Annotated in this window: 8 protein-coding genes; all 8 read right to left on the bottom strand. The window is 62.3% G+C overall.

The window, feature by feature from the left end; all coding sequences use genetic code 11:
• Positions 1-626: 626 nt before the first annotated feature.
• Entirely contained in the window at positions 627-1,685 is a 1,059-nt protein-coding gene (gene pseG, locus QPR87_RS19710) for a UDP-2,4-diacetamido-2,4,6-trideoxy-beta-L-altropyranose hydrolase (RefSeq protein WP_285050981.1), read from the bottom strand.
• A 14-nt stretch (positions 1,686-1,699) separates the two neighbouring features.
• Complete coding sequence (locus QPR87_RS19705) at positions 1,700-5,992, bottom strand: hypothetical protein (protein WP_285050980.1); 4,293 nt, start codon at positions 5,990-5,992, stop codon at positions 1,700-1,702.
• 280 nt (positions 5,993-6,272) lie between these two features.
• Positions 6,273-7,325, bottom strand: a complete 1,053-nt coding sequence (pseI, locus tag QPR87_RS19700) for a pseudaminic acid synthase (protein WP_285050979.1) — start codon at positions 7,323-7,325, stop codon at positions 6,273-6,275.
• A gap of 40 nt (positions 7,326-7,365) precedes the next feature.
• A complete protein-coding gene (locus QPR87_RS19695; RefSeq protein ID WP_285050978.1) occupies positions 7,366-8,100 on the bottom strand; it encodes a VOC family protein in 735 nt (244 codons plus the stop codon).
• Positions 8,101-8,113: 13 nt separating this feature from the next.
• Complete coding sequence (locus tag QPR87_RS19690) at positions 8,114-10,372, bottom strand: HAD-IIIC family phosphatase (protein WP_285050976.1); 2,259 nt, start codon at positions 10,370-10,372, stop codon at positions 8,114-8,116.
• A gap of 41 nt (positions 10,373-10,413) precedes the next feature.
• Positions 10,414-11,136 carry a cytidylyltransferase domain-containing protein gene (locus QPR87_RS19685; protein WP_285050974.1) on the bottom strand — a complete coding sequence of 241 codons (723 nt, stop codon included), beginning with the start codon at positions 11,134-11,136 and terminating at the stop codon, positions 10,414-10,416.
• A gap of 9 nt (positions 11,137-11,145) precedes the next feature.
• The gene (pseC, locus tag QPR87_RS19680; protein WP_285050973.1) at positions 11,146-12,300 is read right to left on the bottom strand and encodes a UDP-4-amino-4,6-dideoxy-N-acetyl-beta-L-altrosamine transaminase; all 1,155 of its coding nucleotides are present in this window, start codon (positions 12,298-12,300) and stop codon (positions 11,146-11,148) included.
• Positions 12,297-13,298 (bottom strand): UDP-N-acetylglucosamine 4,6-dehydratase (inverting), encoded by a 1,002-nt coding sequence (gene pseB, locus QPR87_RS19675; RefSeq protein WP_011746443.1) that lies wholly within the window; start codon positions 13,296-13,298, stop codon positions 12,297-12,299. The genes pseC and pseB overlap by 4 nt, the downstream gene beginning before the upstream one ends.
• Positions 13,299-13,413: the final 115 nt, after the last annotated feature.

Raw genomic sequence — 13,413 nt, 5'->3', positions numbered from 1 at the left:
GACATGCTCAGGGACGCGCGCATCACCACCGAAACCTGGCACGCGTTCCTCGACGACTTTGTCGATGACGCGGAACTCGTCGCCCGCATCAAGGCTCAGTCGCCGCGGTAACAATCGGCCGGCTACGCTTGATCGACTTCTTGTCCTGGAAATACGCCCGGCGGATCTTCGCAATCGTCTCCACAACCAGCATCCCACACTGTGCCCCCCGATAGCCTCGGAGGCATCATGACCATCAGCGTAAGGGGGGTCATTTTTGGAAGCCGATTACCCCGTTACGGGGTCAATTTTGCACGCCGGTTCACACTTCAGGTGAATAGGTATTGCCGTTCCGTTTCGTCATGATGGCTCCTTACTCTCAAGAGGGGGAGCCTCCGGCAATCCCGGGGCGGTTCAGTGCCCCCGGCAAACGTCCATCAGAACAACACGAAACAGCGCTTCGCATTATAACATGCTTCGCATGTGCAGCGCATCGTTCGGTCGGATGCGACCGGCGGGAAATCGAATAATCACAAAAAAGACTTGATCCAGGACGCGCGATTAGACAACGGCATCTAGCTAGCAAGCCGGGCAATAATACGAGCGGCCATCAAATATCAGCCGCTCTCAACTCCTTCCAAAAACTTTCAAGCGACTGCGATCTCATCACGGATCAGCGCCACCGCATTTTGCACTCCACGGCCGTCGACCAGCGCACTGGAACGGCGCGCATAATTCATCAGCGCCGCATCATCTCCCGCAAAAGCCCGGAAGGCCGCCGCGAAATCAGCATCCTGCCAGCCGCCACGCATGTCGAAAGTGCGGTGCATGCCCTGATCCTCCATCCAAACCGCCGTCGCCACTTGGTTGTCAGCAATGACAAGACACAACGTCGGCAGCCCCAGAACGGCACGCTCCCAAGTCATAGTTCCACCAGCCGCGATCGCCATGGCCGAGGCCTGCATCTGTTCGGCCACCCTGTCACTGTCGAGCGCAAGTTCAATCCGGTCGGGCCGAGCCGCAGCCAGCGCGCGCAAGGCAGCCGCATCAGGCACATGGCTTCCGGTCGCCACGCTCAACCGCAGATCCGTCAGTTCCAGCAGGTTGTGCAGGATACGCGGCAGATCGCGGTTTGGGTCCCCACCGCCCAAGCTGATGAATATTTGGTCACGCGCGATCCGTGCCGCCGGACCAGGAATGCCACGCGCCCGTTGCTCTCGGAAGGGCCGGGACAACAGGCAAAAACGCGAGCCCACCCCCAGCCTGCAGTTCACCGGCACCAATCCCCGATAGGCCGCATCGGTCTGGTTGGCATTCTGGTCGATAAGCACATCGGCCAGATGAGGCCGGTCGGCCAGATCGTCCACCACGCACAGCAGCGTGCCAGGCTGGCGCAGCACGGTCTCGGTCTCGGCTCGCCAATAGTAATTGTCGACGATGACCGCATGGGAAGGTTGTGCCCGCAAAAGCCCGGCAAGCTGTATCGCCGCCACGGCCGGGTCATCTGGCGCGATGGCGAGAGCAACCCGGTCAGGGGGGAACGGATGTCCCTTCAGTATCTCAGCCCCCAACGCGGTAGTATGGATGCACAACGCAATGCGGAGATCATCAAGAAACCCCTCGGCCAGCGCCATCATGCGGCGCAAGTGCCCAGTGCCAATTTCTGGGGAAGCAAGCGCCGAGATGGTAATGCGGATCTGAGTCATCCTGTCTCCGGTAGTTATTCGGCCGCGACGCGGCGAGCTCTTTTGCCCATCACTTCTTCGGCGATAATGGCACGGATCCGAGCCAGCATCGTCGCCCGGTCAGTCGCCGGAATCGGGCGAATGAAGCGGACATTCTCGTAATAACGGTCTGTCTCGGTATGGTTCGGGTTGCGGTAGGCGTTCATGTTCGCGGGTGAGGCCAGCACTGTGGGAATGCCGGTCATCGCTGCCAACTCGGTCGTGGTCGTGCCGGTACCGACGAACAGATCGAGTTCGGCCAGAAGTGCCGTCAGCCCCTCGAAATCGTCGCGCTTGTCAAGGTCGGGGAAATCCAACACCTCGACCCCCAGTTCGTCGCGGATCCAAGCCAGTTCGGCAGAAACATCGTCATATTGGCAATTGACAAAAACCACTCCCGGCAGACGCAGCAGATCGGCGATTTCGGCGCTGGTGAAATACTGGGTATCGCGCTGGTAGTGGCGCAGCACGCTGGTCCAGGTCAACCCGACCAACAGCTTGTCTGCATAGGGCGACAGCCGCCGGGCCCAATCAGCACGCAAAGCCGGATCCGGCACCAACCGCACCCGATGACTGCGAGCGAAATCGGCATCCTGCTGTCGCAGGTCGGCTAGCGCGCAGGGCACGGGCAACACCGCTGCCGCCTGCCGCGCCACCGCCAGAACGGGATCTGTCATGAAAGGGGTCAGGTCGCGTCCAGGCAAATCGCCCATGTCGCCGATCAAATCCCGATGCAGTCGCTTGCGATCATAGCGTTTGATCGGGACGAAGCGCTCAATCATCGGGAAGGAACGGCGGAACAGAGTTTCCAGCCGCGCATCAACCGAAACGACCGGATGGCGCAACCGAGCTGCCAGTTCAGGATAAAGTGCGGAATATCGGATCTCGTCACCGACCCCGCCCTCAGAAAGCAGCAGGACATCGCCGGCACGGGGGGCCTCATCCAGCGACAGGATCAACTGGAAATCCTGCTGGTAGCGGCGCAGCACCTGCGTGCGAGCCAACAGCCGCATCGCCGCATAGACGTCCCGGTAATCCCCCAGCGCCAGGCCGGCATTGTAACGCGGCACCGCCATGCGTTCGGGTGCGCCCTCGCACATGGCATGCCGATACCGTCGGACCAAACGCTGCAGGCTGGTCACGTCTCCGGTCTGGGCGAAGCTGCGCATCGCATCCAACAGCGCGAAAGTATTATCATCGGCTTCGCGCACGAGAACGCATTCGTATTCCGCGGCAATAGCGGCAATCTCCTGCGCAGTCTTTTCACCGGGAGTCCAGGCCCTGGCATGGGCCAGCCACAGCCGCACAGGCACATAATCGGGCTTAGAGGCCAGAATGGCTTCGCAATCCTTTCGGAAACCGGCAAAATCGTTGTTCTGCAGCCGGATATGCGCGCGCGCCAGCCGGGTTTCAGCCGTCATCGGATCCAGGTCGTCCAGGAATGCCTCGAAGGCCGAGCTCCAGCGTCCTGCATCAGGCACGCCTGCTTCAGCCATCTCGGCCTCTAGATCGCACAAAGCGAGATACGCCCCGCGGTTCCCGGGAGACAGGCGCAGCACCCGCGCCAAACAATCGCAAGCCATCGGCAGATCATTCTCGAAGGAATGGGCATCAGCCAGCATCCGCCAAGCCACCGCATCGGAGGGCGTCAACTGCAGTTGCGCCTCCAGCAACCCACGAGCCCGCGAAGTCTCCATCCGGTCGAGGTAGAGCTGTGCCAGCATCCGAAGCGCTGCCACGGATACCACTGCCGTGCGGATCAGCGGTAACAGGATCTGCTCGGCCTCGGACCGCCGGCCGCAGGCGATCAACTGCTCGGCCATGGCCAGCCTACTGTCGTAATCCTGCGGCGCCTCGGCGACACGGGCCTCAAGCAGGCGCAGACTCTCTTCCGACTTGCCGCCAAGTGCGGCCGCCAGCCGGCGCACCACGGCAACCTTCTGGCGGTGGACGGGTTGGCTGTCCAACTGGGCCAGCAGCCCCTCCGCTTCAGCCTGCTGACCCAGCCGGATATGACATTCGGCCTCCAACAGGTGACGTTCGGCCGTGGGTAAACAACTGCCCAGAAAGGTCAGCGCCGCCCGGAAACGTCGTGCCTGTACGAAGCTCTGGCCCAGTTCCAGCAGGTTCTGCGATGGCAGCCCCCTGAACACAGCCAGAACAAAGGTCGGGAAGCGATTGGCCTCGTCCCAGTTGGACAAGCCCTTGCGAAGGTTCAGCAACAGAGTGAAAACCTTCGGCAACGCCTCTGCGCCATGCCGCTTCCAAATCCAGTGCGCCCGCGTCACCGCCGCCTGCCACCCCTCGGCCCGGGCCAGCAGCATCGCCACGAAACAGTCCAGCCCGACATGCTGCCCTGCAAGATCGGCCTGCTGCAACGGACCGGCCAGCGGCAGCAGGGCCTTTTCCTGCCCGGCGGCGGATAGCAGCGACAACAAGCCGTATCGCACCGCAGGAAGGTTGGACGGATCAAGCGCCCGACTGGTCAGCCCTGTCACGACCGGCCCGGAGAGATCCCCGCCCGATGGCAACCAGGTTTCAGCATAGTCCCGCACGGACGTTCCCTGTTCCGTCAGCGGGTCGAAGGCTAGCAGGCAGGTTGTGCAAAACCAGCCAATCCAGATATCCCGATGCAGTGTATCACCGAACGACTCGGTCTCTCCGTCCCAAACAGCAGGACCATGCTGATACAGGGGCAGGTCGAACAGCGGCGCCCAGATCCCCAGCGGATGTCCCAGCACATGAATCTCGTCGACCACCAGCGCCAGTTCGCCCAGATGCAATGGCTCGCGCAGCACCCGGACCCGGGCGCCGAAGGGTTTAAGCCAGTCGGTCTTTTCCCCCTCGGCCGGCAGATAAAGTATCTCGTCCGCCTGTTTCAGCAGACCCACCATCAGGGCGGTATCGTCCTGTAGAGCCTCCGGCGGTCGGCCCAGCACCAGTAGACGACGCGGTCCAGGCGTGCCGAAACGACGTGCCATCTCGACCCGGCTGAAACGGTTGGAGCGTTTCACCATTGGCAGACGGCGCAGGGCCGGGCGCAGAGCTTCCCCCTCGATCGCAAGCTTGCGGCGCTCGTGCGCAGTCAGGGCTGCAAAGCTTCTGGCCAATGCAAGTTGCACCTTTCCCTCGTCATCCAATACGATGGGCATCAGAGCGAGCAACGGCTGGAAGGTCTTGTTGAGACAGGCGCCAAAGGGGTTGTGTGCCGGAACGTCCCGCAGTTCGATTCCCTGGCCATCGCCGCACCAAGCCAGCCACTCCGCCACCTCGGAGGCAGGAATTTGCCCGCCCACATTGACGATCAGCGGCACAACCCCGCTCCAATCCGCACGCAAGGCCGACAAATCCTCGCGGGTCAGATCTGCAGGCTTGACCCAGAGCGCAGGTCCGAAACGCTGCGACAATGCTTCCAGAAGATGCGGCGCAGGTGCCCCGATCACCAGATGGCTGATTTCCCTCGGCAGCGACGATAGCGACAGACTCTGGAAGGCGGTCTCCTCGGAGATTGCCCGCTTCCAGGCTGCGACAAAAGTTGCCGTCGAAACGCTTTCGCGGCGCGGGCGACCTAGCGCGAAGCCGTAGACTCCTTGTGGATCGAACACCCCGTCCACCTCGGGCAGCGCCAGCGCCGCCGACGCAGCCTCGCCCGCCGCAGTGACCGCAAGCCCGGCCTGCCGTGCCGCCAAGGCTATATCGAACCTGTCCGTCACGATTTCGGCGGCATTGCGTAAGACCGCGCCCAGAACGATGCTCGGCGGGATGGTGACACCAGCGCCAACCAAAGCCCACTGTTCCTCATGGTTCGGCGCTTCGGCCGGGACAAGATAAATCGGCAGGTCCCCGCAGCGGTCCCGCGTGGCCAAGGCCAAGGCAGTGCTTCCCACCACCAGGACGAAAGGCGCCTGCGCCGGGTCGATCTGTGCCCCTTGCATCAAGACAGGGCAGCCCGGGGTCATATCAGCCCCCTCTGGCAAGATCCCATCCAGTGGCCGCAGCACCATCGACAGGCAACCATTCACCCGGCCCGGTTTCTGGACCGGGAATTTGGCGAAGGGGCCCAGTTCCAGCAACAGCCGAGGCCCGGAGTCGGCCGGCAGCAGGTCGGGGTCCGCTTCGTGCCAAAGCACATGCCAAGAGATATCAGAAATCGCCGTCTGGCGTGTCGCCGGAACAGAGGTGGGCGGCGGCGAAGGTTCGGACCGGCGCGAAAACAGGCCGAACAAACCGGCTCTCGACGCCCGACGGGCCGCTGCATCCATGGGCGGAGCGGGAACTTCCGCCACCATTTGCGATGGCTCCAGCCAGCGAAACTGGGGAAAACACCGCCGCACTCGCTGTATTACAGAGGGATCGGCACCATACAGGCAGGCATTAGGCCGTCCAACTGAAGATTTTTCAGAATCTGTTACCTGCTGCTCCACATTATCCGTCATCTGTTCATCCCATATTGCGATCCGGCATCCTACCCACGCCGATAAAATCCTTACCCAAAACAAACTTGTTGAAATAAAAGACCGTTGAGACATTGGCAGCGCAGCCCCACCACAGGGCTGCGCCACAATCGGTTTATAGAAGATCCCAATCCATCGGGGTGCCGCGCTTGACGTCTTTCTTGACGCGAGTACCCAGCAGGACCTTGCGGTATTTCACCGGCAAACCCAAACCGGGCCGGATCGAACGCAAATTGTCCTCATCCAGCATGTCGCCGGTCTTGAGATCCTTCACCACGTAAAGTGAACGACGGTGCGACCGCGAGGTCTTTTCGGACGAGCCTCCGCCGAAAGTGGGCTTGCCGATGGCTAACTGCGCATCGCGGGTCTCGCTGACCAGGCGCGCCAGTTCGTCGGGTTCCAGCGAGAAGGCGGAATCCACGCCGCCATCGGCCCGGGCCAAGGTGAAATGCTTCTCGAAGACTACCGCCCCCAAGGGAACCGCAGCGACCGACACCGCCGTGCCCATGGTGTGGTCCGATAGACCGACCTCGCAGCCGAACATTTGCCGCAGCGCCGGGATCGAGGCCAGGTTGGCATCGGCCGCCGTCGCCGGATAGGCCGAGGTGCATTTCAGCAGCACCAGATCCTTGCAGCCGTTGTCCCGCGCGCAATCGACGGTTTCGGCAATCTCTGCCACATTGGCCATGCCGGTCGAGATTATGACCGGCTTTCCGGTGCGAGCAACCTTGGCCACCAACTCCAAATCGGTCATCTCGAAAGAGGCGATCTTGTAGACCGGCACATCCAGCGTTTCGAGAAAATCGACCGAAGTCGGATCGAAGGCCGAACTGAAGCCCACCATCCCCAGTTCGCGGCAGCGGTCGAAGATTGGCTTGTGCCATTCCCAGGGGGTATAGGCTTCCTGATAGAGCTTGTGCAGGCTCTTGCCGGCCCAGAGGCTCGTCTCGTCCGAAATGTGGAACTCGCCTTCGGTGACATCGATTGTCATGGTGTCGGCGGTATAGGTTTGCAGCTTTAGGGCATGGACCCCCGTCTTGGCGGCAGCCTCGACGATGGCCAGCGCACGGTCAAGGCTCTGGTTATGATTGCCCGACATCTCGGCGATGATGAAGGGCTGGTGGCCAAGGCCGATCGGGTGGCCGGCGATGTTGAAGGGTCGGGTCATCTCGTATCTCCTGTAACGGCGTGCGGCCGGATGGTCCCGGTCAAGCCAGTATTTTTTCGACATGGGCAGCGAAGGCCGCAAAGCTGGTGAGATTCCCCATCTCGCGCGTGGGAATGCGGATGCCGAGACGACGCTCGACCTCCATCACCAGCTGCAGATGGGCCAGCGAATCCCAGCCGGGCGCATCGCCGAACCGTGCTTCGGTCACTTCCTCGGTGGACAGTTTGCGCAGGACGGTGCGGAAGGCCGCTACCAGTTCGGGCTGTGCCTCGGCCGACGATGGCGCCGCAGGCGCAGTCGGTACCGGGGACGCCTTGGCAGGGGCTGCGGCGGGCGCAGCCATGGTTGGCCAGGCTGCAACCAACTCGACCAGGCCATGTGCCGGATGAATCAGAAAGGCGACCGGCCGGCCGTCATGTGCCGGATCGGGCTTCGGTGGCACCACCACGCGCGCGCCCGCCGCTTGCGCCCGCTCCAGCGAGGCGTCGATATCGGCCACGGCATAGCACAGGTGATAGGCCCCGCCACCGCGCTCCACATGAGCCATGATCGGGCTGTCGCCTGTTTCGGGCAGGCCGAGGATCTCCACCCGGAAACCATCGGCCAGTTGCACGAAGGCAAAGCGCACCTTCTGCTGATCGTTGAAGCCCGGGCCACGGCTTATACGCGCACCCGGCATCGCCAGATAATCGCGCAGACAGGGCTCGAACTCGGCGGTGGTGACCGCGAGGTGATCAACATAGAGCGGGCTGATCCCGCTCACGAAATCGGACATGGGCTTCCCCTCGTTATTCATTGGTCTCGACCGTAAGCCAAGCCGGGCGCGGCAGCGGGCTTGCCCCCAGCGGATGTTCAAACCAGCCATCCTCCAGCGGGACAAAACCGTTGTCGCTGTAAAGCTTGCGGCAGGGTTCGTTACGCTCAGTCGGGATGATCTGGCCGCGCAGCGCCGTGCAGCCGCGCCGCAGCGCGCGCTCCGACAGCACGGCCAGTCCGCCCGCCTCAACGCCCCGGTTCAGCACCCGGCAGGACATGATAAAGTTATCGACCACGGTCGTCCCCTCCTCAGGCCGGTAGTCCGCGACAACGACTCCGATCAACTCGTCCGATCCGTATTTGTCCTTCAAACGCAGGGTCAGCAATTCACCGCCCCGCGCAGCCAGATCGGCCAGATCGGATTGGGAATATCGCCGCGCAGTGGTATTGAACTGGTTGGTCTTGGCGATCAGTTGGCTGACACGCTGCTGCGTCGCCTCGGTAACGGGCAGCACCTCCAGCGTCATTCCCAACTCAGCCAGGAAAGCCTCGCGCGAGATGGCATTCTGTTCGGCGTTGATAATCTGGCGACGGATCTCGTAAGATTTCACTCGCCCCAGATCCTCGGCCGACAATGAGATCGCAGCCAGCGCCGGATGATCCAAGATGAACTCGGGCCAGAGTGAGACATCCTCGGGCATTTCCGGAACGATCACACCGGGGGCATTGCGGCGCACCTCGGCACGCTCCACCGGATTGTCGTCGATGAACATGAACGATCCCAGCCCCAGCGACAGTTCTGCCGCCATTTCACGGATATTCTGGGACTTGACGTTCCAGTTGATGCGATGAGTGACAAAGTCGCCCTCACGCAGCACCATCTCGGGATGATTGCGAATCGCGTCCAACGCGACATGTTCGGTATTCTTGCTGGAGATGGTCAGCGGCAGGCCCCGCGCCTTGAGCGCCGCGCCCACACCTTGCACCGCCTTGAAGTCATTGCCCGGGTAATCCGAACTGAGCTGGATGCCGGAAATCCCGTCATCGCCGATCACCCCGCCCCAGAGCGTATTGTCTAGATCGAAGACTACCGCGCGAGCGGTCTGGCCGCGCAGTGCCAACAGGAAGCCGGCAACCATCCGGCTCCAGGCCTCGTAGAAAGCCCCACCATAGGCGATGCGGCCCAGAAGCCAGTATTTGCCCGGATCGGCATTGCGCCGTCCTACCTCATCAATCACCGAGGACACCGGCAGCAGATGGCAATCGGGCAGATCGCGGCACAGCGCCGCGAGTTCGGCATTCATTGCTGCACAGCTGTGACCGACTGGGCCAGAGCCGTCGACTCGTTCAGTCAAGCTTTGCGGCCAAGCCTTCGTCGGGGCGATGTCATGGATAAGAAAGACCCCCTTCAACTCGGTCCGCATCTGGCGGATCAAGCTCAGATAGCGAGAAAAACGCGCCTGGACTATCTCATTGGCGGTCATGCCGGGCACGGCGAAGGGATCGCAAAAATCTTCGTAGCGGTCGGCGAATATCCACAGATCCTGCTGCGATCGACGGAGATCAGACCCGGAATCGAGCAGTTGCAGCATGGCCTGACCAAAGGGCGGAGTATGAACGTGCACGCTCTGACCCGTCCATATCTTGAACCTGTCAGCCAGGGTGCGCGCGCCCAGATCCCAGTTGGCGCTGCCCAGCACCGCAATGCGATTCTGTGGCTCGGGCGGCAGGTCGAAGACATGCGGTTCGACCTTCAGCATCGAGGCATCGGGCAGATCGCCCGCCTTGCGCAGGGCAGAAAATTGCACCCTGTCCATCTCCTTGACGATCAGCTTATGCGCCAGCGCATTGGGAAAATCGTCGGGCGCCAGCGTACGGAATCCCACCCGGTCGTGCAGACTCAGTACACCCGCATTGTCATGCCGAGTCTCACACAGCAGGCGGTCGAGCTTCAGGACATCGAAGGCGTAGACCAGCGCCGCCTGTTCCATCGCCAGCCAACTGGCCAGATCGGCCCGGGTGCGGCCTTCGGCATCTGTCGAAGGGTAAAAGCCCCACCAGGCACTACCTCCCTCGATACCAAAGAAGGTGATGACACCCAGAACGCTGGCCTCATCCGCCAGCATCAGCAACCGCTTGCTGCGATCCTCGGCCACCCGGTCCCACCAGGTGAAATGGTTTTCCTCACTGATTGGGTCCTGAGTGATCATGCTGCAGCGCACTGCCTCGGCATTGCGCCAGGCAAGAACCTCGCGTTTCAGATCAGCCGGAATCTGGCTGAGAACAAACATCTTCCAAATCCTTCCAGTTCGGTCGGACCAGGCACCCCCGGTCACATCCGCTCATCGGTATTGATCGCCCAGAGATCGGGTCGATCAGCGATAAAGCGAAACAGATCTTCCCAGCCCGCGGTCTCGAAACAGCCGGGGAAATCCTCGGCCAGCCTAGCGAAGAAGTCGCGATCCTCCGGCGTATCGAGCGTCATCCGCCAGTGCGCCACCCCCTCCATCGGACAGGGGAAGCTGAACAGCCGATAACGCGCCGGGCGGCGGCGGATAAAGGTCGTCACATGTTCGCGCTCGGATTTGGCGGTGGCCTCGCGGCCCGCCTCCTCCAGCGCCGCCATGGTGACGACCTCGGCATCCATGCCGTTGGGCCAACTCGGCGGGATATTGGTGGTCACGAGGTCATGCGCGCCCTCGCGGAACTTTGCCACCACCATCGAGGCCACGGCTGGGTCGATCAGCGGGCAATCGGAGGTGATGCGCATCACCGCATCAGCCCCCACCTCGCACGCAGCCCCCAGATAACGTGACAACACATCCTCTTGCGAGCCGCGAAACACCCTGTAGCCACGGGCCTGGGCCAGGTCGGCGATCCCGTCGCAATCCGGCCGGTCCGTGGTGGCGACGATCACCTCGCTGATGCCTTCGATCCGCGTGCAGCGGTCTATGCAATGCTCAAGGAAGGTTTTGCCTCGCAAGGTCTGCATGACCTTGCCTGGCAGACGAGTCGAACTCATCCGCGCTTGGACAATCACCGGGATAACAGTCATATCCCCTCCTCAACAGAGCAGCCGGTGCAGCGTGGCGATGACCTGCGCCTGGTCGGCCTCGCTCAGCGTGGCATAGAGCGGGATCGAGAGCGCGCGGGCATAGTAGTCCTCGGCCACCGGGCACTCGTCCTGCGGGAAGCCGTGCTCGACGTACCAGGGCTGACGGTAGACCGGCAGGTAGTGCATGTTCACCCCGATCCCGGCTGCGCGCAGCGCGTCGAACAACGCGCGGCGGTCGAGCGGTGCGTCCTGCGTCACCAGCACGGGATAGAGATGCAGCGCCGAGCGCTGGCCCTCCGCCTGATGCGGCAGTTGCAGCGGCAGGCCACGCAGCTGCTCGTCATAGACCGCGCGGCGGGCGTGGCGGGCCTCGATGAAGCCCGCAAGCCGGGCCATCTGGCTGGCGCCGAGCGCAGCCTGCAGGTCGGTCATCCGGTAGTTGTAGCCAAGCGCCACCTGCTCGTAATACCAGCCGCCATGCGGCTCGTTGCGCATCAGGGCAGGGTCGCGCGTCACGCCATGGCTGCGCAGCAGTTCCATCTTCTGCGCCAGTTCGGGATCGCGGGTGGTCGCGGCCCCGCCCTCGGCGGTGGTGATGATCTTCACCGGATGGAAGGAAAAGACGCAGATGTCGGAAAAGCGGCAGTCGCCGACCGGAGCATTGCCGAAGAAGGCGCCGATCGAATGGCTGGCATCCTCGACCACGCGAAAGCCGTAGCGGCGGGCAAGCTCCGCCAGCCGCGCCATGTCGCAGGACTGTCCCGCCAGATGCACCGGCGCCACGATCTTCGGCAGCCGTCCCTCGGCCTCCGCCACGACCAGCATCGCCTCCAGCCGGTCGAGATCGAGCGTGTAGGTCACCGGGTCGATGTCGACGAAGCGCACCTCCGCCCCGCAATAAAGCGCGGCATTGGCAGTGGCGACGAAGGTGACCGGCGCCGTCCAGAACTCGTCGCCGGGTCCGAGGCCGAGCGCCAGGTAGGCGACATGCAGCGCCGAGGTGGCGCTGTTCATCGCCACCGCATGCGGCACGCCGCACCAGTCGCTCAGCGCCGCCTCGAAACGCGGCACCGCCGGGCCCTGGGTGATGAAATCACTTTTCAGGACTTCGACCACCGCCGTGATATCGGCGTCGTCGATGTCCTGGCGGCCATAAGGGATCATGCCATGGCCTTCGCGTTGAACTCCACGATCTCGTCCACGCTCAGGAAGTGGGTGTTGGTGCCCGAATTGTATTCGAAGCCACGCCCCACGGCCTTGCCGGACTCGCCGATGCCGTTCGAGAAATAGTCCACGTCGTGATCGTAGAAGCGGATCGAGGGCGAGAGCACGAAATGGTCATCGTATTCGACGGCCAGGTGGCTGTCATCGGCCGGGCACATGATTTCGTGCAGCTTTTCGCCGGGGCGGATGCCGATCACATGCTGTTCAAGCCCCGGCGCCATGGCGCGGGCCAGGTCGACGATGCGCACCGAGGGGATCTTCGGCACGAAGATCTCGCCGCCATGCATGCGGGTGAAGTTCTTCAGCACGAAATCCACCCCTTGCTGGAGCGAGATCCAGAAGCGGGTCATGTCGGTATCGGTGATCGGCAGGCTTTTCGCGCCCTGGTCGATCAGCCCCTGGAAGAACGGCACGACCGAACCGCGCGAGCCCACGACATTGCCGTAGCGCACCACGGCGAAACGGGTCCGGCGTTCGCCCACCATGTTGTTCGCGGCGACGAAGAGCTTGTCCGAGGCAAGCTTGGTCGCGCCATAGAGGTTGATCGGGTTCGCCGCCTTGTCGGTCGAAAGCGCGATCACCTTCTCGACATTGTTGGTGATGGCGCCATGGATGACGTTTTGCGCCCCGTCGATATTGGTCTTGATGCATTCGACGGGGTTGTATTCCGCCGCCGGCACCTGTTTCAATGCAGCGGCATGGATGATGTAATCCACCCCGCGCGTCGCCTGCAGCACCCGCTCGCGGTCGCGCACGTCGCCGATGAAGTAGCGGATGCAGGGATCGTTGAACTTCTGCTGCATCTCGAACTGCTTCAGTTCGTCGCGCGAGAAGACAATGATCTTTCGGGGCTTGAACCGCGACAGCAGCGTCTGGACATACTTCTTGCCAAAGCTGCCGGTCCCGCCTGTAATCAGGATGGATTTATTGTCGAACATGTTGGTCGTCCTGTCAAAACTTCATACGTTAGAGAACGCGATGGCCGTGTAAAAACTCGGATACATGCAAATACTCAAAACAGTAGATGGGGCAGATGCCCCGGACCGGCCAATG

The organism is Paracoccus sp. SSJ, from assembly GCF_030234105.1.
GTDB lineage: Bacteria > Pseudomonadota > Alphaproteobacteria > Rhodobacterales > Rhodobacteraceae > Paracoccus > Paracoccus denitrificans.
Note: the sequence above shows the minus strand (reverse complement) of the source record. Positions and strands in the feature narration are given on the sequence as shown.